Below are 25115 nucleotides of genomic sequence, written 5' to 3' on the forward strand. Positions count from 1 at the left end.
CAGACGAGATTCTGATTTTCATAGGATTGTTATGTTATCTTATAACGATGCAATTGACTAACGTAATAACATTACATATCACTGCGATGTCAATTGCCTGAGAGATCACCATCCATGCCCAATACCTGCCTGAAATTTGACGATCTGACGCTGGGATATAATCGCCATCCTGCTGTACATCATCTGAGTGGTGTCGTTCGCAAGGGTAGCCTTTTGGCGGTTGTTGGCGGCAATGGTTCGGGCAAGTCAACCCTGATGAAGGGTATTGTTGGGATGCTGCGGCCCATGGATGGCGCCTGCTCGTTAGCGGCTGGCACTCGACTTGCCTATCTGCCGCAGCAGTCGGAACTGGACCGCTCGTTCCCCGCACGTGTAGTTGATCTTGTGTCGCTTGGGCTGTGGCCTCGTCGTGGTGTTTTGGGTCGTCACCGCGCTGAAGACCGTCAGGCCGTCACCAATGCACTCAAGGCCGTCGGGTTGGAGGGCTTTGAAAAGCGATCAATTGATACACTCTCCGGTGGGCAGATGCAGCGGGCGCTGTTTGCACGTGTGTTGGTACAGGATGCCGATCTCATCCTTCTCGATGAGCCGTTCAATGCCGTTGATGCGCGCACTATAATTGATCTGATAACCCTGATCAAAAGTTGGCATGATGAAAACCGTACGGTGATGGTCGTTGTGCACGATCTTGATCTGGTGCGCGAGCATTTTCCGGAAGCGCTGCTGTTGGCACGGCAGCCGATCGCGTGGGGCGAGGTGCAAAAAACCTTGTCTGCAGAAAATCTTTTACGTGCCAGGCACTACCATGAAACCTGGAACGAGAATGCTCCGTGGTGTGAACCCGCAGAGGTTGGTCACGATCACCATCACGGCCATAAGCATGCACAAATTGAGAAGCCAGCTATTACTAGTCAGCGCGTAGCGGCTGCGGCCAAGGCATGACCATGCTCTATGACGCTCTGTTCCTTCCCTTCATCGAATTCGCCTTCATGCAAAGGGCGCTTGGTGGCGCTCTGCTGCTGTCGCTGAGCGCTTGTCCGGTGGGCGTATTTTTAATGTTAAGGCGTATGAGCTTAACTGGCGACGCAATGGCTCACGCAATTCTTCCTGGTGCCGCTGCCGGCTTTCTCATGTACGGGTTGCAGATCGTGCCAATGACGATTGGCGGTTTGATCGCAGGCATTTTTGTGGCGCTCGGGGCTGGTGCGGTTGCACGTCTGACGGTGCAGAAGGAGGACGCCTCTTTGGCCGCCTTCTATTTGATCTCGCTGTCATTGGGCGTGCTGATGGTATCATTACGTGGATCGAGCATCGATCTCATGCATGTCTTGTTTGGCACCGTGCTTGCTTTGAACAATGATGCACTCAATCTCATTGCACTGGTTGCTATTACCACTCTGGTTTCTCTTGGGCTGTTCTGGCGCGCGCTAGTGGCCGAGTGTATGGATCCATTATTTTTGCGGTCAGTTTCCCGGCTTGGTTCGCTAGTGCATTTCATTTTTCTCGGCCTTGTCGTCATCAACCTCGTAGCCGGTTTCCAGGCACTCGGAACATTGCTGTCGGTCGGATTAATGGTTCTACCTGCGACATCCGCCCGGTTCTGGACACAGCATGTTGCTGCAATGTGTTTGCTCTCGGTCGTTATAGGAGTGCTCTCGTCAGTTTCGGGATTGTTGTTGTCCTATCACGCATCCCTGCCCTCGGGTCCGGCCATCATCCTTTCTGCTGGAGCAATCTACTTCATATCCGTCATTGCAAGCCCACGTGGCCTGCTTTTGTCGCGATTACCTCGCTCTGCTCACAGAGCCGCTTGATCTCAAACTGCTATTGGAAAAATCATGAATAAACGGACGCTCCTTCTCACTGGCCTCATCGCCGCCTCGCTCGGCATATTCGGCGCTCCGGTCTTTGCCCAAGATAAAAAGTTGTCAGTCGTTGCTAGCTTCTCCATCCTTGGCGATCTGGCACAACAGGTCGGCGGTGAACACATTGAGCTCAAAACACTTGTCGGGCCTGATGGTGATGCGCATGTCTATGAACCACGCCCAGCCGATGCCATGGCTTTGGCGCGCGCCGACGTCATCATTGTCAATGGTCTTCTGCTCGAGGGCTTTATGCAGCGCCTGATTGAGGCCAGCCAGGCAGAGGTGCCAGTCACCACCGTCACCGACGGTGCCAACATTTTAAACGACCCCAAGGGTGGGCACTATCACTTTGTCGATGGCAAAGCGATTTTCCATGCCACACCCAATGATCCGCATGCATGGCAATCGGTCGCCAATGTCAAAATCTACGTCCAGAATATTGAAAAGGCATTTTGTGCAGCCGATGCTGAAGATTGTGCGACGTACAAATCCAATGCCGCCGCCTATATCGAAAAGCTCGCAGCGCTCGATACAGACATAAAGGCGCAGATCAGCGCGATCCCGCAGGATCACCGCGTCGCTGTCGTCGCGCACAATGCCTTCCGTTATTTCGAGCGGGATTACGGCATTGCTTTCCTTTCTCCGCAAGGCGTTTCCACCGAATCTGAGGCATCTGCCGCCGATGTGGCTTCGCTGATCCGGGAGATCCGGGAAAAGCGTGCTGCCGCCGTCTTTGCCGAGAACATAGCTGACAGCCGTCTTGTCGAGCAGATCGCATCGGAATCCGGGCTGACGCTCGGAGGCACACTGTATTCGGACGCGCTGTCGCCATCTGATGGCCCAGCGCCAACCTATATCGATATGATGCGCTACAACGTCAAAACCCTCATGTCGGCTATCAACAAAAGCTGAGCTCAAACAGTCATGCCACTAATATGTGGCCGGCAAATGTTATGTAATATCATTAAGGAGAGTTGATTATGAAACACTGGATAATGGGCGCGTCCGCCCTGGCGATTGCCGTTAGCCTCGGCGGCCCAGCTGCCTTTGCCCATGATGATGAAGATGTAACGCTGTACCGTGTATTCGTTGGCGATCACGCTGATGGGAAGGTGACAGCCTTTGATCTCAGCAAACCAGAGAACCGCTGGGATTTCAAAACGACTGGTCAAAATAAACTCTATAGCATGAATGATGGCGCCAATATCGTTGCTGTTGAGTCAGATAATGACACGGTTCACTTTATTAACAGCGGTATTTCTCTGCACTCGCATGGTGATCATTCGGATATTGATATCAGCGAGCCAAAAGCTATCGATACACCTCTTAAGGGACCGCGGCCTTTTCATGTGATCGATCATGATGGGAAAATTGTCGTCAATTTCGATAAAGGTGGTTACGCAGAAATTCTGAATGGTTATGAGCTTTCTCAGGGCGAACTGAAAGGCAGTCAGCTGAAGCAGGGTAAGCCTCATCATGGCTTTGCTGCACCGGTTGGAAAATACTGGGTCACCACCGTAGCATCCGAAGAGCCTGTCGAAGGCGACAAGGCTCCAGCACGTGTTGGTCTTCAGGCTGTACAAGCTGACGGCACCCCGGCTGGTGAGGTTGCGACATGCACGGGTATTCACGGAGAGGCTTTCTCCGGCATTTATCTCGCAGCTGGCTGTAAAGAAGGTATTTTGACAGTGACTGCGGGTCCGGATGGCCCACAGACAAAAATGCTGGCTTACCCAGCGGATTTGCCGGGCGGCCAAACAACTGGCACGCTGCTTGGTGCCAGAAGTATGCAGGTATTCCTCGGAAACTACGGGCCTAAAGGTCTGGTTGTCGTGGATCCGGCTGATGAGCCGAATTTCCGCTACATCGAACTCCCATTCCGCCGCATTGATTTCGCACTTGACCCGGCAAATGCCCGGTTTGGATATGTGCTGACAGAAGATGGCACTCTTCATCAAATTGATATTCTGGAAGGAAAACTGGGCAAAAGTGCTAAGGTAACAGAACCTTACTCAATGGATGGACACTGGAATGATCCACGCCCGCGCATTGCTATGGCTGGTGATGAAGTGGTTATGAGTGACCCTAATGCCGGAGTCGTCCGCCGCATTGCAAAAACTGACCTGAAGGAGCTTGGCACCATTAAGGTCGATGGCAAACCCTACAATATCGCGGTTGCTGGCGGCAGCGGTAAGGTTCATGAGCATGGCGATGCTCATAGCCATGGAGATCCTCAGATTTACAAAGGTATCTTTGAGGATAGCCAGATCAAGGATCGCCCGCTTTCAGATTACGAAGGCGACTGGCAGTCAGTTTATCCTTATCTTCAGGACGGTAGTCTTAACCCTGTTTGGAAACATAAAGCAAAAGGCAACGAAAAAACTGCGGAGCAGATTCGGGCAGAATATGACGCTGGCTATAAAACGAATGTAGAGCGCATCACTATTGAAGGCGACAAGGTGACCTTCTACGAGGATGGCAAGCCAGCTGCAGGTCGCTATGTTTACGATGGTTATGAAGTCCTGACGTACAAGAAGGGAAATCGTGGCGTTCGCTTCATCTTTAAGAAGACAGAAGGCGATGCAAAAGCGCCGCAGTTTATCCAGTTCAGTGATCATGGCATTTATCCAGCGAAGGCACACCACTATCATCTCTTCTGGGGCAATGACCGCAGTGCCCTGCTCGATGAAGTTGTCAACTGGCCGACATATTATCCATCTGCTTTGAATTCAAAGCAGATCGTTGAAGAGCTGATTGCTCACTAGTTTTCAGCGAGTGCTTTGCGGCGTTCTGTCTTTGAATGGAGCGCCGCGAATTTCAACAGAACTTACACGACGTGTCTAAATCTACCTTAGACGGCACATCCGCGTCGCCATATCAATAAACTGCTACATAGTTCCTGACATTTGAACGATTTCATGGGAAAACATGCAGCAGATAATATAGTATTATGCTGCATCTTGATAAACCAAAAAAAGCGACAGCCTTCTTCGCTCGAAAGACAAGTCGATGAAGTTTGCTTTTATCGATACGGAGAAGGACCATATCTCGCTTTTGTGCACCTTAGCAGGTGTCAGCATCAGTGGCTATTATGCATGGGATCGCGTCTTCTGGCGCATATTCGCAATCAGTTTGCAATGTCACGTGAAGCCTATGGTAGCCCTCGAATGCACGTCGAACTGAATGAAGAAGACATTCGGGCAAGTCGTCACCGCGCGGCGAGACTGATGCGTGAAAACGGTCTTAAGGCCCGGCAGAAACTCGCTTCAAATGCACAGCCGACAGCAATCGCCGATCACGCACGCTGCGCCTGTTGATGCGAGCATGTCGCTCGAAATTCCAGCCAGCGTTTGCAAAAGCTTAGGCCTGGGTAGCGCGCGGCATTGGATACGTTTTGATGAACTTAACCGTTTCACATGGCGGGACTATGACTTACGCCCAGAACCTGATGGTACCTTCCACTACAGAGTGTTGCCGCGTGGGCTTATTGAAGATCTGAGAAATGGGATTATCGAGGCGCAAAAAAACTCGACGTGCTCAACTCATACCGCGAGAATCTGACGCCTAATGGACAGATCACTAGAAAGTGCATTCATGATCGGTAGTTTGTCCCTTAGTCTGCTGGGGCCTCGGATAAAGACTGCTTGAAATCCGCAACGCGTACTGACGCAGTGATCGCAGGCTTCAATACTTGCGATGAAGGACTTGTTTTCCGCTGCTGTCTGCTATGAATGTAGGCGCAGAATCTGAACAACAATTGATGCCTGATAATGACCGACCCCATCCACATTCTCAAAACCGTTTATGGATACGATACCTTCCGTGGGCGGCAAGCGGAGATTGTATCGCATGCGATAGCCGGCAATAATGCATTCGTCCTGATGCCGACGGGCGGCGGTAAATCGCTGTGCTATCAGATTCCCGCCCTTGCGCGGCCAGGCATGGGGATCGTGGTTTCGCCGCTTCTGGCGCTGATGGCCGATCAGGTCTCCGCGCTCCGGCAGGCGGGTGTGAAGGCTGCGGCACTCAATTCCGACCTTGCTGGCGATGACAGGCTGGCCTTATGGCGTGATATCCATGATGGGGCGCTTGATCTGCTCTATGTGGCGCCTGAAACCCTGCTCAGACCGAATACATTGCAACGCCTGAGCGAGGTGCCTCTTTCGCTGATCGCAATCGACGAAGCACATTGTCTTTCGCAATGGGGACATGATTTCCGGCCGTCCTATCGGCAGCTTGATGTGTTGATGGCGCAGTTTCCCGACACGCCACGCATGGCATTGACCGCGACCGCCGACGAGCCAACACGTGCGGAAATCCTGTCGCATCTGCAGATTGAAAAGCGCGATGCCTTCATCACCGGTTTCGACCGTCCCAATATTCGCTACGCGATCATGGAGAAGGACAATCCCCGCGCGCAGTTGAAGCGATTTCTACAGGATCACCGGGGCGAAAGCGGTATCGTTTACTGTCTTTCGAAACGGAAGACAGAAGAAACAGCCGAATGGTTGCGCAGCTTGGGCTACGATGTCCTCTGCTATCACGGCGGCATGGAGAAGTCTGCGCGCGAGGCGAACCAATCACGGTTCCAGCATGACGAAGCTGTCATCATGGTGGCGACGATTGCCTTTGGGATGGGTATCGACAAGCCGGATGTACGTTTCGTCGCCCATTTCGATCTACCCGGAAGCATCGAAGCCTATTATCAGGAGACAGGGCGTGCGGGGCGCGACGGACTTCCAGCCGAGGCGATGATGCTCTACGGTTATGACGATATCGTCCTGCGCAGCCGCTTCATTGAGGAATCCGACGCGCCCGATCAGCGCAAGCGGATGGAACGGCAGAAACTCGACACACTTCTTGGGCTCGCGGAAACCGCGCGCTGTCGCAGACAGGTGCTGCTGTCTTATTTCGGTGATCGATGCGAACCATGCGGCAATTGCGATACCTGCGCTGAACCGCCATCCCTCTTCGATGGGACAATAGCCGCGCAGAAAATATTGTCCTGCATTCACAGAACCGGGGAACGGTTCGGGCAAGCCTATATTGTCGATGTCCTTCTTGGCGTGGAGGATGAGCGTATCAGCCGCTTTGGCCACGACCAGATTTCCACTTTCGGAATCGGCCGCGAGCATGACAATCACACTTGGCGCGCGATCGTACGGCAGTTGGTCGCGCAGCGGCTGATTGATGTCGACTTTGTCGGACACGGCGGTCTGTCGATCTCGGAGACAGGCAGGCAGTTTTTGCGCGCAAAGCAGTCGCTCATGTTGCGTGTTCCGCCGAAATCGAAGCCATCGCGTGGTACTGTTTCGCGTAGGAAATCTGTAACATCCGCCCTTTCGGAGCGTGATGAGGCGCTGTTTGACGCGTTGCGCGAGAAGCGGCTCGAGATCGCGCGTTCACAAAATGTGCCGCCTTACGTCATTTTTCACGATCGAACACTGATCGAACTGGCCACAGCCCGACCAGTTTCACGCACCCAGATGGCTGATGTGCCCGGTGTCGGCGATACGAAGCTCGAACGGTATGGCCCGGCTTTTTTGGCCGTCGTCAAAGCACACGAATAGTAAGGTTGACTTCACGTGTGTTGAAACAAGAAATCTGCTGCAGCCTTTGGAAAGACGCCATCAGCTGGACAGCTTCAGGAACTGTTGCAAACTTCCGTCAATGGTCGCTGATTTATGATCCGGTTTTCAAGCAAGCCGGGATTATGTGATGTTCAAGGGCCGTCATTTCGATAAGTCAGTAATCTTACTTCGTGTGCGATAGTATTCCGCGTGAATCTGATCAAGGCATCCGTGCATTAATTCCCCCTCCCCTTCTGTTCAGGCATTTGCAGGAAAACCCGTGACGGACTATAGTCATTGTAGTCAATATGGTTATAGGGGAAGCGGCGCACCAACGCATGATGATACGAACTGGACGATCGCTGGCGTGAAGGCAAAGCTTTCGGAGGTCATGGAGCGCGCAACTGGCACCCCAGACGATTACCCGCAATGGGAAGCCTAGCGTTGTGGTCGTCTCTGCAGAAGAGTGGCAGAAGAAAACCGCACGTAGGGGATCGCTAGCCGAGTTTCTATTATCATCGCCTCAGCGTGGCGCTAATCTGGATGTCGAGAGACAGCACGACGAGCCGCGTGACTTTTCGCTGTGAGTTTGCTTCTTGATACGAACTTTCTGTCGGAGGTGACAAAGCCTCGCCCCAATGAAGGTGCTCTCAAGTGGCTCCACGGGCTGGATGAGGACCGCACATTCATCAGCATAATATCGATAGCTTAAATTCGCCGTGGCGTCGCTCTGATGAATAGTGGGAGAAAGCGCGATTCTCTGAACGATTGGACGCATAGTTGCAATGCGAAGCCGAACTTGTTGTGAGCACGCCGGCGCAACCTGATATACCCAAGATCTTCACCGGACTGTGAGGTAAGCAGACGCAACAGCGCGTCTTTCTGTCGATCGGTTAGAGTGACACGCCGCGGCATCAATTTTCCTTTATCAAGACAGATTACGTTAAAGATGCTTTGTTAAAGATGCTGGTTAAGATACAGTACCAGCTAAGGGAAGAACTGCGGCTAGCGCGCCGCCTCAAACCAGCGTTTGTGACACATGCTGATTGGATATGCTCGCGTTTTGAAAGCTGATGGTTCGCAGTCTCTCGACCTGCTGCACGACGACTTGCGCGCTGCTGGCATCGATCAGAACAATAATTATGAGGATCGTGCTTCCGGCAGTTTCGACGATCGACCCGAACTGGCCACCTGCCTCAAATCTCTGCGCGACGGCCATGTGCTTGTGGTCTGGAAGCTCGACCGCCTGGGGCGGTCGCTTGCTCACTTGGTCAACATCGTGAAGGATCTGTCAGTCCGCAAAGTCGGTCTGCGTGTGCTAACCGGAAAGGGCGCTCAGATCGACACTACGGCCGCATCTAGGCCCATGATATTCGGTGTCTTCGCCACCCTGGCCGAGTTCGATCGTGACCTAATTCGCGAACGGACCATGGCCGGTCTCGACGCCCCAAGAGCGCGCGGTCGCAAATTCGCCATCACAAAAGCGCAGGCGCGCCTTGCACAGGTCGCCATGACGCAACGCGACACGTCCGCCTCTGATCTGTGCAAGGAACTCGGCATCGGGCGCGTCACGCTTTACAGCTACGTGGGTCCGAAAGGCGAACTCAGAGACTATTGTAAGCGCGTTCTAGGCTGAGGGGCATGATTGTGAGCGGACAGCAGTTCAACGACCGTGACATCACTCCTCTTCAGTTTCGTGCACTTGTGCTTCTGAACCCATTCAATGAAAAATTGCTGGGCCGCCTCGCCGCAATGGGCTTACGAGAGTGCCATCTGACCGCGGGATGCCTGTTTCAAACAGTCTGGAACCAGATTTCTGGCCGTGATCCTGCGTGGGGCATAAAAGATTACGACATATTCTACTTTGACGACCAAGACCTGTCGTTGGATGCCGAGGATCGGGTGATCCGATGGGTTGCTGAAGCAACGGCAGACATGCCAATTAAGGTTGAGATAAAGAACCAGGCACGCGTGCACCTTTGGTATCGCGACCGATTTGGAGGTAATTATCCGCAGCTTAATTCCGCGCGCGCAGGCATCGATCGCTATTTAATCTCCTGCACATGTATTGGAATTGACGCGAAGACCGGCCAGTTATACGCCCCTTACGGCTTGCATGATCTCATTTCGGGCACGCTGGCTATGAATCCGCTCAACCCCCGACCGGAATTGTTTCGACAGAAAGCAATAAGCTACCAGCAGAGATGGCCATGGCTTCAGATAGTCGAATAACGGATGAGCGTTTTCCACCTTTTTGCGGGTCTACGCAGCTGCGCTTGGTGTAGGATTTCGCCTCTTCCCGCAAACGACCCCTATGACAGATACGGACGTCGTTACCCGCAGGCGGTGCTGTCACGTTGTTTGCCATGCGGGCGCGTATAAGCGGCAAGGTGGATTTCAGGCGAGTTGCAGCGCGGCCATCCTCCATTGGGTAGTTGCGGCTTGACGGAAGGATCGGATCTGGGCAGCGGGGCGATTTGATTTGGCGGGAACGAAATGGTTTCGGACGGCTGAGAAGATCGAGACAAATTATTGCAGCGATCTGATCGACCTAAATCCTTGCCGGGTTCGTTCACGCTTTCGAAAGGGCAGATGCGAATTTTCGGCCCTGTTGTTCAGGCCTTTATGAGAGCGATGCTCAACGGCGGGCATGACCTGACGCCTGGCGGCGCCATAGGATCGCAACTTGTCGGTGATGATGCGCTTGGGCGCCAAGCCTTGTTTCTTCAGCAAACGGACCAGCAATCGTTTGGCTGCCTTGGCGTTGCGGCTAACCTGAACGATTTCATCCAGGACATATCCGTCTTTATCCACGGCGCGCCACAGCCAGCACTTTCTCCCGCCGATGCGAACGACGGCCTCGTCGAGATGCCACACGTCGCTGGAAGAAGGCGGTTTGCGGTGTAACCGCGCTGTGATCATGGAACCGTGCGACCTACACCATCGGCGGATTGTTTCATACGAAACTGCCACACCGCGCTCCAGCATCATTTCCTCTACTTCGCGCAGGCTCACATTGAACCGGAAATATAGCCAGATTGCGCGGGCGACGATTTCAATAGGGAAGCGATGATTCTTGTAGGTCGGCGACGAGCTGTTCATCCTACCCGACTATCGCAAATCGATTGACGAAAAATCAATGTGACAACACCGGTCACCTTGCGTTTTCATAAGCGCCCTTAATGTGCACCCACGAAGCTGGAGATGGCGGCTAAAGATCGGGGAACCCTCGACATACGGTGGGATAAATATCCGCTATTTGAGCGAGGCAAGCCCGCATCGAATATGGTCAAGCGGTATCCAACCCGCGTATCAGAGCTTGATCACCGACGTCCAGGAGTTCCGCCTCCACCAATACGCGTTTACTGTGTTTGACCGATCGTTCAGGAGGGTGGTTAACTGTGCCTAAATCATTGACAGCGGACATCAGAGCGTTCTCGGAACCGCACCTTCCAGCCTTTGACCTGATCGTCGCATTGGGCGTTTGGTACGCGATGTTCCGTGGGTGAACCACTTAATTGTGTGAGCTCCTTTATGGGATTTATGAAACGTCTATAGCTTGTTATTGTCGCCATTGAGTTGTTTGTCGGACAATCGAAGCTTCATCGAGATAGATCACGACGAAGGCCCGGAAATGGCGTTATCGAATATTGGATACGATGACGCAATCCGTCCGGCATCCGTTGTGATTATCGCAGACGGTTAACTGTTGTCACGGAGGCTTGTCGTAATCATGAATCTCGAAGGCAAGAATATCGCAATCGTCGGTGGGGCCGGACTCGTCGGTTCCCACACGCTGGAAGCAATTCTGAAAGAAGATGTCGCGAAAGTATTAATCATCGATAATTTTAAACGTGGCAAGATGAAAAACATCGTGCACGCATTAGAGGACAGTCGCGTCCATCTGCTAGATACGCCAACCGACATACTGCGCACCGACGTTCTGACGGATACGTTAAAGGACGTCGATGCTATTGTTCATCTGGCATCAATGTGGCTGACGTTTTCTCAACTATTTCCACGCTCGGCAGTTGAGGAGAACGTGATTGGTGGTTTCAATGTAATTGAGGTGGCCTGCCGCCTTGGCATCAAGAAAGTTGTCTTCGCTTCATCGGCTTCGGTTTACGGAGATGCGGTGCAAAAACCGATGAAAGAGGAGCATCCGCTTAACAACACGACTGTATATGGCGCTACCAAGATTTGCTTGGAGCACCTTGCAATGGCTATGCACCATTTATACGAGACGCAAATCGTCGGTTTGCGATACTTCAATATCTATGGACCGCGACAAGATTCTCGGGGCGCGTACAATTCTGTGATCGTAAAATTTTTAGATAGCGCAGAAAATGACAGACCGCTGACAGTGTTCGGCGATGGTCAGCAATCTTACGACTTTATTTCGGTGAAAGATACCGCCCGTGCGAACGTTTGTGCGCTCAAGTCTGAGACGCCCTTCGGAATCTTCAACGTATGCACCGGACGTGCAACTTCTATACTGGATTTGGCTAAATGCATAATGAGCGCGACGCAGTCGAAGTCGTCGATCCATCGTCTTCCGGAGGCACCTAGCTTCGTAACCGACCGCGTCGGTTGCCCCGAAGCTGCCCGGCATAGCATCGACTTTTCTGCCACTGTTCCACTCGAAGCGGGAATCGCAGAGTTCGCAAAGTGGCGCCGGGATCACAATGGTATCCCAGAAAATGTGTCCGTGCTCCATGGTGAAAAAGCTGGACGGATTCAAAGAGCGTAACGCATCGCGCTCGACTTCGAAGTCGCATCCCTCCTCGCAATGGCTGGTAATTGGGATGAAAAATCTGGGGTTTGATTGCAGCGTTGCGTGAGATGCGCGGACGCCTCGCCCAACCGACGGGAGACATTAATGTCTGGTGAGAAGAGGCAATTTGCTGGCGCGTTCTTGCTCAACGATCAAGGGGAGGTCCTTCTGCAACTTCGCGACCAGGATCCGAGCATCGATAATCCTGGAAAGGTCAGTGTTTTCGGCGGTAGCGTTGAGGTCGGCGAAACGTATCGCGAAGGACTTCTTCGTGAGTTGAAGGAGGAACTCGATCTCACGATCGACGTACACCAGCTTCGGTTCTTGGGAACCATCAGCAAGACCGAGAATGACGTGACTACGGACTGTGAATTCTATTTCGCCGAAGTCGGACGTTTCAGCTCTTACACGGTGCAGGAAGGGCTCGGCTTGGTGCTTCCATTGTCCAATTCTCATCTGGATCCGAGACTCACTCCGACGTGCCTCGCGATGGTGAGAGAATTACAATTTAAACAAGATTATGCGCTCGCCACAGGTAAAAGCGACACCCAGCGCCTTAATGCGCTCGCCTCCGTCTATGGCGACGACAGCCGTACATTTGTTCGCAACGTGATACACGACCTCAGCCCGCAGACCATAGTGGAATTCGGCTGTGGCCATGGCCATATGGCGCTCTACTTTGCGAGCCTTTTCCCCCAAGCCCATATTTTCGCGGTAGATGCATCAATCGAGCAGTTGAATGCAGCGCATGAGAATCAGGCGAGGTCGAATGTAGAGAATGTTAGTTTCCTGCATACAAGCGAAACTGAAAGACTGCCACTAGAAGTTGATATAATCTTCAGCCGGTTTGTTATCATTCACCAGCAGGACGAGAATGCTTATCTTGATACGTTGAAGTCGTTCTGTTCCGACAAAACGATCGTCGTTCTGATCGAACCTGTACTGAGCGGCATGATCGCGGTGCCGCATGTCGATGCAGTTTACCTTGCCAACCAGCTGACGATTGAACTCGGGCAATCCAAGGGCATCGACTACGGTCTTGGCCAACGGGCTATCGAGGCGATCACAGCGCGATTCAAAATAGACGAAATGAAGGTCTTTCAGCCGGTTCTGAGATCACCTACCCATAAGTCGATTATCGCGAGATCTTTTGATCACATATCGGAAGAACTCGTGCGACGGTCCTTATGTACAGCGGAAACGGCGGCGCAAGTATCTCAGCAACTGCACAATTTCGTTGAAAACCCGGACATGGCCTGCGCGGGAATGCAAATAGTCCATTTAGCAGGAAGGCTGAAGGGACGCTGACGCACCGACCAACGTTCGCCGAATGTATGCCGACCGGCGGGACAAGCTGGGGTAGTATAAAAAACCGGTCACAAGGCGTTGTCCATAAAAGTTGCCGCCGATGAGGCAAAAAATATCTAATGATTTCCTATGAAAACTTTTTACACGTATCCTCAACCAACCACAAAACGAAAGGGTCGTGCATGTCTGTTAGGCCGATACTCGAGGTGGCTTTGGCTATGACGCCGGTTTATGCTCCGACCGCTAATGTTGGAGTGGCAGTTATCATGTTGTGCAAAGGCGAAGCTGGAGCCCGCGGTGCGTTTGACGCTGCAGACGTCCTCAAACAAGCATGCAACGTGTGACAAGGGGGTACCTATGTCCAGCGCGTTCCACGAGATCCAGTAAGTAGGACATAACATCGCCACCTGCTAACAGATCGCGCTTGTCGTCCAGTTCGCAAGGACGGATTTTATCTTCCGGCGCAACTTCAATGTTCAGTTGCGCCGTTTTCCTTGACTTGCGACGGTGGCGATTTTCGATCGTTTTTTTCCTCAGGCTTCAGGCCCAGTAGTATCATCGCCGTGTCAAACAACGGATACGATACATGCTCGGCTTCAAGTCCGAAGCCGCCGCCAGCATCACTCTGGCTGGTATGTATCGTGCTCGTTCACATGATGCGTAAGCTGCAAGGCAATTTCAGGTCAACCGCACCGCTTCCACGCAAAAAACAATTCACAGCGTTTGCGGCATAGTTGCGCCCAGCGGTCAGCCTTATTTTGTCCCGCCGAAATTTTGCGACAGATCCATTCTGAAAAGATGAATATCTTGTCGGCTGTACTTGTCATCACATCATTTGCTTTGAAAGCGCGGGGGGGGTAGGTAATGTGAGACCGCGAAGTTCTTTAAGCTGCAATCTTAGCGTTTCCCGTCCAACGCAATATCAGCGAGGTGCCAAAATTAATCCGCTAATTATTCTTTACGGCGATGGGGATCATCGTTGGGCAAAATATCGCGAATATAGTCTCGGGTTTTCCATTCCGGCGCAGGAGGTGTCGGATGTTCCTTGCGTGGCACGTGAGGAGACTTTCCATTATCGACCATCTGCGGGAGATAGCGTGGACAGTTGGGATAAATTTCACATTCGACCCGTACGACTACTTTAGCTCCAAAATGCCGGTCGAGTACCGCTGGGTCAGTGGTCGCGATGGCTTTGCCATTGATCCTTATACGGCGGCTTTTACCGTCGAAGACGACAAAGAGCATACCAATATTTGGGTTCTTCACAATGTTGCCCAGTGTTCTATACATCGAGTTTCCATCATATTCAGGATATTCAAGCGCATTTGGCCCGACAACTTGAACAAAGCCAGGATCGCCTGACTTGATGTTGCAGTCCACATATCCCTCGTAAGCGGATGCGATAAAGAAGAATCTAGCCTGACTTATGATATCTATCTCGTCATCCCAAAACTGATAGTGTTTTCGACGACGCTCAATAGCTTCGGCGGTTCTGCGGCCATCAAATTTGTCTTGCCACTCTCTCATACCTTTATGAAAGAAGGCTCTGTTTTCGAATTCCAACCTATACCCCTTCCTTGCGAACATTTGCACAATAACTGAAGTATTCCATATCCAGAACTATATTCAGTATATAGAATAATAATCGAGGACTTTGCAAGGTTCTTCCGACGCTCAACAACCCGGATTTGCATCTGAATATGGAAAAACTTGACACACCGATATCCGCCGCACCATTTACCGAGTAATTCAATATACTGAAACGGCCCCTCTATGGAGAATAGCATGACGAAGAAAAGCGGCGCCCCTGCACTCGTGCGTGGTCTACGAGTTCTCGAGTTGATAGCTGGTTCCATGGAGCGACAAAATTTGACGACGATCGCTACAAACCTAGGTATCGCGATGAGTTCTGCACATTCGATCTGCACCACGCTGATGAACGAAGGCTATCTTTCGCGACGTAGCGATGCAACCTTCGACTTGACACTGCGTATCCTTGACTTGGCCAGTTCCAAGATTAACCGCTATGAAATAGTTGAACATTTTCATTCGGCCTGCGACGAGATCCAAATTATCCGAGAGAACGGCGCAACGCTTTCGGTACTTGAGGGACCTGACGTGTACTTTATCGCGACGCGTAACAGCCCACAGCCATTGGGTGTAACGTTCAAAGCTGGCACTAGGCTACCGGCCTGTTGCATGGCAAGCGGGCGCGCCTTGCTGGCGTCTTTAAGCGATGATGAGGTTAAAGCGCTCTATCCAGACGATGAGTTGCCACAGCTGACGAAGGATAATCCCAAGTACCGGGGCGAACTTCTGGCGATTTTACGACAGACACGCGAACAAGGCTATTCTGAAGAGATCAAAGGGACACGTCCGCATATGTGCTCGTATGGAGCCGTCGTGTCAGGGGGAGCGAACAAGGCAATCGCCGGCGTCGCAATTACGATGTATGAGGGTGATCTCACGCCCAAAGTGGAGCTTCAGGCTATTGAGGCTATTCAACTCCTAGCCAGGAAGCTTTCGCGATTCGGCGACCTTATTCACTAGGCTATTTGCGTCCAAAAAGCTCATTTTCGACCACGTTTGTACAAATCCAACTCAAACGGGCTTGACCGTGAATGGACAACCCGCTAACGCTTATTTATTCCATATGCTGAATTATCTTCAGCTGGTCGAAGTATATGATGGAGGAGGATACTATGACCTCATTTAGGGCGGCAGCGGTTCAAGCCACACCTGTGGTGGGTGATACGAAGGCAACAGTGGACAAAGTCGTCGATCTTATAGGAAGACTAGCCAACCAGGACGTCAACGTAGCCGTTTTCCCTGAAGCCTTTGTAGGCGGATACCCGAAAGGTGCAAATTTCGGCGTCACAATCGGTTCCAGAACTGCTGAAGGACGAAGCGAGTTCGCCTTCTATCACTCTCAGGCAATTAATGTTCCTGGCCCTGAAACGGCACTCATTGCGGAAGCGGTTCAAGCAGCAGAGATATTTCTTACTATTGGCGTCATCGAACGGGATGGTGGGACTTTATATTGTACTGCACTTTACTTCACGCCTGATGGGCTTGCCGGGAAACATCGCAAGCTGATGCCCACAGCTTCTGAAAAACTTATTTGGGGCTTCGGTGATGGCTCTACGCTGAAAACCGTGGAGACCCCATGGGGGGCGATGGGGGCCGTAATTTGCTGGGAAAACTATATGCCGTTGATGAGGATGGCGATGTTTGGTCAGAACATTAAAATTTACTGCGCTCCTACGGCAGACGATCGAGATACCTGGGTAGCGACGATGCGCCATATCGCATTGGAAGGCCGTTGCTTCGTGATCTCATCGTGCCAATACCTGACGACAGAGGATTCCCCAAGCGCGATTGTTAACCACCTCCCACACAGCGGTTCGAACGTTCTCATGCGCGGAGGGGCACTTATCGTCAGCCCGTTAGGCCACATCGTTGCAGGTCCTGATTATTCAGGAGAAACAATCCTAATCGCGGATCTAGATACTGACGACATTACCCGAGCGCAGCTGGATTTCGATGTAGTTGGTCATTATGCGCGCCCAGACATATTCCGTTTGGACGTAAACGATGCGCCGCAACAGGTCGTCACGTTCAATAAATAGTGGTTCGAGTCCGGGCATCCGTTCTGCGTATCTATTGGCAACCCGGACCTTCAAAATCCCGTTCCGCAACTCTCGCAGTCGCGAACTGCGAGTCTATTCACTGATCATTGTAAGGGAGTGTTGTATGGTCTTTCACGTCAAGTACGATAGAACGATAGCACCACGCAAACCCGACTGCCACAATCCTGCGGCGCCGCGTTATGCATTGCGCTGGGAACAACCTGTATCCGCGATTATCTCCGACTATTTTGCCATGCAACAAAATGGACTGCCGTTAGGGCGCGAGACGGATTTTTTCAATTTTGCACGCGAAAGCTTTGCGGACGAAGATGGCCCGGATACGTACGAAATAATGCGGGCGACCGATGAACTCGGTGATACGAATGCGGTCATCGTCGGATATTGGGTGGATGCTGTGCGCCACGCTAGGTTCTGTCTTCGATCCGAACTTACCGCCTGGTTTAAAAGCGACGCTCGTCTGGCTGAAACAAGCGGCGTGTGGCGTGAAACGATTTCGGTACCTTATGACCGGCACGAAACGATCTACTCAGAGAATTGGTATCGCATTGGAATTGGCCGCACGGCGGGAAGTACAATTGTCCCGATAACCACAAATGGCTATTTTGGAGCAGCTCGAGATCGTATACCGTTGTCAGCAATTGATCCATTGAACACACCTTGTAGCGCCCCTCTCCAACAGCCGAAAGAAACTGAGTCAAAGGGGAAGCGAATCCAGATCCGCGCTCCGCTTAATATGGTGACTCTTCGGTCAGGCCAGTACTGGGCCCATGCGCACCAGGAACAGCTTGAAGACTACACCCAGAATATGCGACCGCGACTAATGACAGGCATGAGCTACCTGCTGGATAATAAGCAAAAAACGGGAACGCTCGCGCTTCGCATTCTCACTAATTTAAACGAGGATGGAAGCGAGAAACGTGAGACCTCTGTCCTCGCACACTTCATATCAATGGAGCATCTCGAAAGTTGGGCCGCATCGCATAAGACGCATCTTGATATTTACAAGCATGCCATTGCGATGAACCGTAAATTCAAGCAAGAGCGCGAATTCGTGTCATGGCACGAGTTGTTCGTAAATCAGTCTGCAAGCTTCGAGTACGTAAACTGTAATCCCACTACAGGTTTGCTCCCGTTTGCGAGCCTGGAAGGTTTCGACGGAACGGTTGCGACCCCACTCACCAAAGCTGTAGGATAACGGAAATGCTTTCTGAATCTAGTAAATATTTGACAGTTCTTCCTAGATTGGCCGGGGGTTGCTTGAACACGGCGTTACAGATGTATCAGCGGTTGTTTGCGCTATAAGCTTGACAGACCAATAAAAAATTTTACTATTCACCATCCTGAAACCTCTTCTATATATGGAATATCCTTGATGCCGGTAATCCGTCCTGATTTGAAAGAGCTGAAGGCGACCGCTGAAAGTCTGTCTCTTGACTTATCTTCCGCCGATCTCGATTTCTTTATGGAGGAGATGCAATCGACACTCGACCTTTATGACCTTGTCGAGGCAGAGCCTGATTACCTGCCGGATGTTAAGTATCCTCGCACCTCAGGCATACGGCCAGCCCTCGCAGACAACCCCTTGAATGCTTGGTACGTAAAAACTGATATCAAGGGTGCGGCTCAAGGCAAGCTGTCTGGTAAATCTGTTGTTATCAAAGACAATATTGCTGTTGCAGGTGTCCCGATGATGAATGGAGCGTCAACGTTAGAGGGGTATGTGCCGGATATAGACGCAACAGTCGTAACACGTTTGTTGGATGCAGGGGCTACCATAGTAGGAAAAGCGCACTGTGAGTATCTTTGTCTTTCAGGAGGTTCTCATACTGGCGCACTGGGTCCGGTCAGAAATCCTCATCGTTCAGACTATTCGGCTGCTGGATCATCATCGGGATGCGCGGTTCTTATCGCGACTGGCGAAGCCGATATGGCAGTCGGCGGGGATCAAGGCGGTTCTATTCGTACGCCCGCTTCTTACTGCGGTATCGTAGGCATGAAACCAACATGGGGCCTCGTCCCATACACGGGTGCTATGCCCATAGAGCTTACCATCGACCATCTGGGGCCGATGACGCGCACTGTTGCTGATAATGCGTTGATGCTTGAGGTACTCGCGGGATACGATGGATTTGATCCGCGACAATCAGCTTCTATCCAACCCCAACAATACACCGATGCACTCGGAAAATCTGTGGCCGGCTTAAAAATTGCCATCTTAAAGGAAGGCTTTGCACACGCCGAATCCGAAAACGATGTTGACGAAACCGTGCGTGCCGCCGCAGCGAAGTTCAGGCAACTTGGTGCGAATGTCGAGGAAATTTCTATACCCATGCATCGATTGGGTTCGGCCCTTTGGGTTGTCGTCGCTTTCGAAGGCGCAACGGAACAGCTGATGAAAGGCAACGGTCACGGGTTCAACTGGAAAGGCCTCTATGCCACCAGCATGATCGACGCCCATGCTAAGTGGCGTGAGCGAGCAAATGAGCTCCCGGACTCCGTCAAGAAGACAATGCTGGTCGGAGAAAGTATGATACGAGCAGGCAGCGGTCGATACTATGCGAAGGCGCAAAACCTAACCCGCAAACTCCGAGCTGAATATGACGCTGCACTGGCTCGACACGACCTTTTGTTAATGCCAACTACGCCCATGAAGGCGACACGTTTGCCGGACAACACCGCTTCACGTACGCTCGCCTTGCGTCGTGCCACAGAAAATATGGCCAATACTTTTCCATTTGATCTAACGAGTCATCCGGCGATCAGTATACCTTGCGGATCAATCGACGGTCTGCCTATCGGAATGATGCTCGTCGGAAAGCACTATGACGAAATGACGATTTACCGCGCTGCTCACGCATTTGAACAACTCGAGAGCTAACGGAAATCTTAGCGAACATACCAAAATAAAAAAGGGGAACATGCAATGACTTCAAGACGCGAGTTTCTAAAAAATGCAGCTTTGTCTTCGGCTGTCCTAGCCGTTGGCCCGGCACTTCTGAATTCAAAAGCATTTGCTGCCGACGACATCCTGGTAGGAGGCATCCACGATCTTTCAGGGGGGCTCGACCTTTACGGAAAACCGATGGCTGATGCGCTTATTCTAGCAGCCGAGGAAATCAATGAGTCTGGCGGACTCCTAGGCAGACAGATACGTCTAATCACCCAAGACCCACAGTCCAACATGCAGCAGTATACTCAAATTGCACAGAAGATGGCCCTTGCGGATAGAGTTGCTGTTGTACACGGTGGTATGACGTCCGCCTCGCGCGAGGTCATCAGACCGGTAATGCGACGAGCTAAAACGCTTTATTTTTATAACACACAATATGAAGGCGGCGTTTGCGACCGTAACACGTTCTGCACCGGTGCAACGCCTGCCCAAAATTTAGCGTCAGCTGTGCCTGAATCGATCAGCCGGTTCGGTAAATCCATTTATATCGTCGCAGCCGACTACAATTACGGACAAATCATCTCCGACTGGGTCAAAAAACTAGCCGCGGAAAACGGCGGTCAGGTGGTCGCAGTTGAGTTCTTTCCCCTCGATGTTTCCGATTTCGGCCCAACGATCCAGAAAATTCAATCGGTCGGCCCCGATATGGTGTTCTCAGCGCTCGTCGGAGGTCCACACGTTTCGTTCTACCGCCAGTGGGCCGCAGCTGGCCTCAATTCGAAAATGCCTATAGTTTCGAGTACTTTCAGTCATGGGCAGGAACAAAAAGTTCTCTCCCCTGCAGAAGGCGACGGAATTGTGACGTTTGCAAGCTATTTTGAAACGATCGATTCCCCCGTCAACAAAGCGTTTCTTGAACGCTGGCATAAAAAGTTCGGCGACAACTATCCGGTCGTTACCGAATTTGCATCGAACACCTATCAAGGTATGCATTTGTGGGCCAAGGCGGTAACTGCCGCAAACAGCATTGATCGCCAGAAGGTCATCGAGGCCTTGGAAGCTGGTATATCAATTGACGGTCCAAGTGGCTTGGTAACTATTGATCCGCAGACGCACCATGTCAAAGTTGATGCACGTATGGCGGAAACAAAGAACCAAACCTTTGAAATCCTGAAGCAATGGGATCAACAAGCCTCCGTCGATACGCAAGCGGTCTGCAATCTCGAGCGTGATCCGGATTCAAACGAACAGTTCGTCATTACACCGTAAAAGCACTCGAAGTGCCGTATTTTGCCACTGTACGCGGGACCGCGTGTAGTGACGCCATCAGCGAAGAACCTTGCCAGTTTGGTGCATAACAGAACGAGCAAGGTTGCCTTCATGGGAGGAAACCGTGACTTTCGTATTAATTGCTGGGCTGGAGATTCTGTCCAGTGTGGCCAGTCTTATCCTCATTGCAATTGGCCTTGCTATCGTGTTTGGGATGATGCGAGTGATCAATCTCGCTCATGGTGAGTTTCTAATGCTTGGCGCGTATACGGCTATAACGGCCGTCAGTCTCGGTGTGAATTTCTACATCGCAGTCTTAGTTGTAGCACCAATTGTTGTAGGTATTCTCGGCCTAATTGTTGAACGCCTCGTCATCCGTCATCTTTATGGACGCATCATCGATACAATGCTTGCGACTTGGGGGCTATCCTTATTGTTTGTGGGCTTGATAACGACTGTCTTCGGTAATACCACCACCGGCATTTCGTCTCCAATTTCAGCTGTGACGATCGGCTCCGCCAATGTCAGCGGGTACAAGTTCTTTATCATTGGGGTAGCCGTCCTCGTTGTGGGGGCGCTTGTGCTTCTTTTAAAGAAAACTGAGTTCGGTTTAATTGCGCGAGCTACGATGCAAAACCCGGACATGGCGTCGGCAGTCGGCATCGATCCTAAGCGCACCTATGCCCTAACATTCGGGCTCGGCGCGGCTCTGGCAGGCTTGGCTGGCGGAATAATGGCGCCCATAACGGGCGTGATGCCCAGCATCGGGGCAAGTTTTGTTGCGAAAGCATTCATTACTGTCATTGGCGGCGGAGCATCCGTAGTAGCTGGGACGCTCAGCGCATCCACCTTATTTGGCACGGTCAATCAGGTTACTAGTTTCCTGACAACACCCGTTCTCGGCGAGGTCGCCATGCTGCTTGCCGCCGTTGTACTTGTCCGCCTTATGCCACAGGGTATAACCGGTCGAATTTTCCGGAGTAGCATATGATGAGCATCGAATGGAAAAAATACGGGCCTGCGTTTGCAGCTATCGTCTTGGCGATGTCCGCTATCATTTGCGTACCAAAACTTTTCAACGAATATGAAGTCATGCAAATGACCGTCTACGTCATTCTGGCAATTCTTGCCCTCTCCCTTGCCTTTATTTGGGGCTTTGGTGGGATTCTATCCTTTGGTCACGCGATGTTTTTCGGATTGGGCTCATACGCTTATGCAATCGCTGCAATTAATTTCGGTGAGACAACATCGGCATTTATCGTTGCGATAATAGTTCCTTGTCTTTTTGCAGCACTACTAGGCTACTTTATGTTCTACGGCCGTATCAGTGATGTTTACCTTGGTGCCATCACGTTGACGGTTTCGTTGATTTTTTTCAAGGTCGCAAATTCGACTTCCGGTTCGGCCTACAAGATCGGTGTGGCTCCCCTTGGAGGTTTTAACGGAATTCCGTCGGTACCTAGATTGACCGTACCAGGTTTTCCTACCTGGGAGCTTAACACTATCGAACTCTTCGCTGTCTGCGTTGGTTTTCTAGCCCTTACGTACATCGGACTACGGTTTTTGATCGCAAGTGACTTCGGCCGGATTGTCATATCGGTTAAAGAAAACGAGAAACGTTCCGAATTGCTTGGATACGACGTCCGCCTCTACAAACTGATTACGTTCATAATCGGGGCCGCAATCGCAGGCGCTGCGGGTAGTCTATATGCGAACTGGGGCAGTTATACCGACCCTACAGTCTTTGCTTTATCGCAATCGGTACAAATCATCATCTGGGTGGTCGTCGGAGGTGTCGGCACACTGATTGGCCCCATCCTCGGCTGCTTCTTCATTCAGTGGTTGACCACATGGCTGACGACGGTTGACAGTGTCAATAAGGACGTCATCCTTGGCGGCATATTAACACTCATGGTCCTTTTGTTACGGCAAGGTTTCGTGCCCTCAGTTCGACAGTTCTTTTGTCAGATCAGGTCTAAAACGCCTCCCCCTCGTCATGAAGAGAAAACCGCATGAGCGCTATGTCAAACCTTGTAGAAACCAAAAACCTTGGCATTCATTTCGGCGGGCTCAAAGCGATCCAAAATGTGGACTTTTCTCTCGCTGACGGTGAGCTGCGATGCCTCATTGGTCCAAACGGCGCGGGGAAAACAACTTTTTTCCGCCTGCTCACTGGTGTCCATAGACCCTCAACTGGTAGTGTCACTATCAATGGGACACCAACCAGAGGCCTTCAAACGCATCAAATTGCTAGACTTGGCGTCGGGATAAAGACTCAAATACCAAGTCTTTTCGACAATCTAAGCGTTCGAGAAAACCTCTGGCTTGCTGCACGCAAAACCAATCCTCATGTCGTCGCTGACGCTATCGCCGACGAGGTGCTCCATACCATCAGACTCAATCACGTTGCTTCGGCTGACGTTGTAAAACTCTCCCACGGCCAACGGCAGTGGGTCGAACTTGGAGTCGTCATTGCCACCCGCCCAAAACTAATTTTGCTTGACGAACCCGCGGCTGGCATGACTGGGAAAGAGCGTGAGCGAACTGCGGAGTTAATTTTGGACATTAACCGGGAATGCTCGATCATCGTGGTTGAGCATGACATGGAATTCATCAAAATGATCGCAAAGAAAGTGACCGTCTTCAACCGAGGTGAGGTTCTCATGGAAGATACGATCGAACGTGTTTTAGCGGACCAACGTGTCAAAGACGTGTATCTTGGAAAGCAGACCGGAGGCGTGACGCTATGATCCTTTCCGTATCCAATCTTGCATCCGGCTATGGCAACATTCCAATTCTCCATGGCATAAGCTTCGGTGTCGCACAGGGCGAAGCGATCGGAATATGGGGGCACAACGGGATGGGAAAAACGACATTGCTTACGACATTGTTGGGCTATCGCACAGCCACACAAGGTCGGATTAACTTTGCAGGACATGATATTACGCACTACTCGCCGCATCAGCGCGCGAGAATGGGCTTAGGCCTCGTACCGCAAGGGCGCCAGATATTCCCAGCGCTGACCGTTGCTGAAAACCTGCGTGCAGGAAGTGCTGTTGCAGGAGGACACAAAAAAGGGGTGACGGAGGATGTTCTAGAACTATTTCCACGTTTAAAACCCCTTTTGTCTCGAGCCGGTGGTCTACTTTCTGGTGGCGAGCAGCAGCTTCTCGCGCTTGCTCGGTGCTTGTGTGGTGAGCCCAAAGTGATTATGCTTGACGAGCCCACCGAAGGTATCCAACCGTCGATCAACGAAGAAATCGTCGAGACTTTAATCGCATTGCGTAAGAGCAGAGGCTTGACTTTGATCGTTGTTGAGCAACGCCGCGATTTTATTGCTGCGTTGGCAGACCGCGTCCTAATCTTGCAGAAGGGTTTGATATCAGAGGAAATGTCTCCACAAAGTCTTTTGGAAGTTGAAGAGATAAACTGAACCCATCCCGAGTGCATTTATAAGCAGGTACAAACCGATGCAGTGGCATTAAATATTCACATAGCTATTGAAAAGAATGTTGAAAGAGCGCTAGACACAACTACGTCACGTTGTTCCTAGCCTGGCTATATGGAAACCCCATTTGGCTATTCACTCTCAGATTTCAAATCTCCATGTGTTTACGTCCACTATGGACATACGGCAACCAAGGTGCGGGGGATGACTGTCGCTCCGGCTACCTCGAGCCGTATTTTCTGATTTTATCGAACTCAGAAATATCGGCAATAGTCCCTCGACAAAATAGAAGTGCGGGCCGCGCGAAGACACCTTTGAATTAGCAACGCTGTTGACTGGTC

19 protein-coding genes and 6 pseudogenes are annotated in these 25115 nt (G+C 51.5%); 22 read left to right on the top strand and 3 right to left on the bottom strand.

Translation table 11 applies throughout. The annotated features are described in order from the left end of the window. Nucleotides 1–114: 114 nt before the first annotated feature. From KMS41_23035 to KMS41_23065, 7 genes and pseudogenes are all read left to right on the top strand, one after another. Nucleotides 115–942, top strand: coding sequence for a metal ABC transporter ATP-binding protein (locus KMS41_23035; GenBank protein ID QWK80600.1), 828 nt, complete (start codon nucleotides 115–117; stop codon nucleotides 940–942). Beyond that, a complete protein-coding gene (locus KMS41_23040; protein QWK80601.1) occupies nucleotides 939–1814 on the top strand; it encodes a metal ABC transporter permease in 876 nt (291 codons plus the stop codon). The genes KMS41_23035 and KMS41_23040 overlap by 4 nt, the downstream gene beginning before the upstream one ends. Before the next feature lie 24 nt (nucleotides 1815–1838). Next, complete coding sequence (locus KMS41_23045; protein ID QWK80602.1) at nucleotides 1839–2777, top strand: metal ABC transporter substrate-binding protein; 939 nt, start codon at nucleotides 1839–1841, stop codon at nucleotides 2775–2777. A 68-nt stretch (nucleotides 2778–2845) separates the two neighbouring features. Then, complete coding sequence (gene aztD / locus KMS41_23050; GenBank protein ID QWK80603.1) at nucleotides 2846–4630, top strand: metallochaperone AztD; 1785 nt, start codon at nucleotides 2846–2848, stop codon at nucleotides 4628–4630. 205 nt (nucleotides 4631–4835) lie between these two features. After that, nucleotides 4836–5125: pseudogene (locus KMS41_23055) on the top strand (IS3 family transposase). A gap of 507 nt (nucleotides 5126–5632) precedes the next feature. Then, on the top strand, nucleotides 5633–7435 hold the full coding sequence (gene recQ, locus KMS41_23060; protein ID QWK81194.1) for a DNA helicase RecQ: 1803 nt from the start codon (nucleotides 5633–5635) through the stop codon (nucleotides 7433–7435). 391 nt (nucleotides 7436–7826) lie between these two features. After that, a pseudogene (locus KMS41_23065) lies at nucleotides 7827–8022 on the top strand (type II toxin-antitoxin system Phd/YefM family antitoxin). A 184-nt stretch (nucleotides 8023–8206) separates the two neighbouring features. Here KMS41_23065 and KMS41_23070 read toward each other — a convergent pair. After that, nucleotides 8207–8350: pseudogene (locus tag KMS41_23070) on the bottom strand (DUF4158 domain-containing protein). 124 nt (nucleotides 8351–8474) lie between these two features. Here KMS41_23070 and KMS41_23075 point away from each other — a divergent pair. Further along, nucleotides 8475–9071, top strand: coding sequence for a recombinase family protein (locus KMS41_23075; GenBank protein QWK80604.1), 597 nt, complete (start codon nucleotides 8475–8477; stop codon nucleotides 9069–9071). A gap of 5 nt (nucleotides 9072–9076) precedes the next feature. Next, on the top strand, nucleotides 9077–9667 hold the full coding sequence (locus KMS41_23080) for a nucleotidyltransferase family protein (GenBank protein QWK80605.1): 591 nt from the start codon (nucleotides 9077–9079) through the stop codon (nucleotides 9665–9667). A gap of 165 nt (nucleotides 9668–9832) precedes the next feature. On the opposite strand, the pseudogene KMS41_23085 reads toward KMS41_23080, so the two are convergent. After that, nucleotides 9833–10537, bottom strand: a pseudogene (locus KMS41_23085) (IS6 family transposase). A 631-nt stretch (nucleotides 10538–11168) separates the two neighbouring features. Here KMS41_23085 and KMS41_23090 point away from each other — a divergent pair. The 3 genes and pseudogenes from KMS41_23090 (at nucleotide 11169) to KMS41_23100 (ending at nucleotide 14251) form a co-directional block, all read left to right on the top strand. After that, nucleotides 11169–12185: an NAD-dependent epimerase/dehydratase family protein gene (locus tag KMS41_23090; GenBank protein QWK80606.1), complete on the top strand. Its 1017-nt coding sequence runs from the start codon at nucleotides 11169–11171 to the stop codon at nucleotides 12183–12185. Nucleotides 12186–12314: 129 nt separating this feature from the next. After that, on the top strand, nucleotides 12315–13517 hold the full coding sequence (locus tag KMS41_23095) for a methyltransferase domain-containing protein (protein ID QWK80607.1): 1203 nt from the start codon (nucleotides 12315–12317) through the stop codon (nucleotides 13515–13517). Between the two features lie 556 nt (nucleotides 13518–14073). Then, nucleotides 14074–14251 (top strand): annotated as a pseudogene (locus KMS41_23100) (transposase). A 217-nt stretch (nucleotides 14252–14468) separates the two neighbouring features. Here KMS41_23100 and KMS41_23105 read toward each other — a convergent pair. After that, entirely contained in the window at nucleotides 14469–15080 is a 612-nt protein-coding gene (locus tag KMS41_23105) for a pyridoxamine 5'-phosphate oxidase family protein (GenBank protein ID QWK80608.1), read from the bottom strand. A 210-nt stretch (nucleotides 15081–15290) separates the two neighbouring features. Here KMS41_23105 and KMS41_23110 point away from each other — a divergent pair. The 10 genes and pseudogenes from KMS41_23110 (at nucleotide 15291) to KMS41_23155 (ending at nucleotide 24759) form a co-directional block, all read left to right on the top strand. Further along, nucleotides 15291–15644, top strand: a pseudogene (locus KMS41_23110) (helix-turn-helix domain-containing protein). Nucleotides 15645–15716: 72 nt separating this feature from the next. Beyond that, nucleotides 15717–16067 carry a hypothetical protein gene (locus tag KMS41_23115; GenBank protein QWK81195.1) on the top strand — a complete coding sequence of 117 codons (351 nt, stop codon included), beginning with the start codon at nucleotides 15717–15719 and terminating at the stop codon, nucleotides 16065–16067. A 134-nt stretch (nucleotides 16068–16201) separates the two neighbouring features. After that, nucleotides 16202–17146, top strand: a complete 945-nt coding sequence (locus KMS41_23120) for a carbon-nitrogen hydrolase family protein (protein ID QWK80609.1) — start codon at nucleotides 16202–16204, stop codon at nucleotides 17144–17146. Nucleotides 17147–17270: 124 nt separating this feature from the next. Further along, entirely contained in the window at nucleotides 17271–18362 is a 1092-nt protein-coding gene (locus tag KMS41_23125) for a phenylacetaldoxime dehydratase family protein (protein QWK80610.1), read from the top strand. A 177-nt stretch (nucleotides 18363–18539) separates the two neighbouring features. Next, nucleotides 18540–20045, top strand: coding sequence for an amidase (locus tag KMS41_23130; protein QWK80611.1), 1506 nt, complete (start codon nucleotides 18540–18542; stop codon nucleotides 20043–20045). Nucleotides 20046–20090: 45 nt separating this feature from the next. Beyond that, the gene (locus tag KMS41_23135) at nucleotides 20091–21326 is read left to right on the top strand and encodes a transporter substrate-binding protein (GenBank protein ID QWK80612.1); all 1236 of its coding nucleotides are present in this window, start codon (nucleotides 20091–20093) and stop codon (nucleotides 21324–21326) included. 124 nt (nucleotides 21327–21450) lie between these two features. After that, a complete protein-coding gene (locus KMS41_23140; GenBank protein ID QWK80613.1) occupies nucleotides 21451–22317 on the top strand; it encodes a branched-chain amino acid ABC transporter permease in 867 nt (288 codons plus the stop codon). Then, nucleotides 22317–23342 (top strand): branched-chain amino acid ABC transporter permease, encoded by a 1026-nt coding sequence (locus KMS41_23145; GenBank protein ID QWK81196.1) that lies wholly within the window; start codon nucleotides 22317–22319, stop codon nucleotides 23340–23342. Before KMS41_23140 ends, KMS41_23145 begins: the two co-directional genes overlap by 1 nt. After that, nucleotides 23339–24076: an ATP-binding cassette domain-containing protein gene (locus KMS41_23150; protein QWK80614.1), complete on the top strand. Its 738-nt coding sequence runs from the start codon at nucleotides 23339–23341 to the stop codon at nucleotides 24074–24076. The genes KMS41_23145 and KMS41_23150 overlap by 4 nt, the downstream gene beginning before the upstream one ends. After that, nucleotides 24073–24759 carry an ABC transporter ATP-binding protein gene (locus KMS41_23155; GenBank protein QWK80615.1) on the top strand — a complete coding sequence of 229 codons (687 nt, stop codon included), beginning with the start codon at nucleotides 24073–24075 and terminating at the stop codon, nucleotides 24757–24759. The genes KMS41_23150 and KMS41_23155 overlap by 4 nt, the downstream gene beginning before the upstream one ends. The last annotated feature ends 356 nt before the right edge of the window (nucleotides 24760–25115 follow it).

The organism is Ochrobactrum sp. BTU1 (assembly GCA_018798825.1).
GTDB lineage: Bacteria > Pseudomonadota > Alphaproteobacteria > Rhizobiales > Rhizobiaceae > Brucella.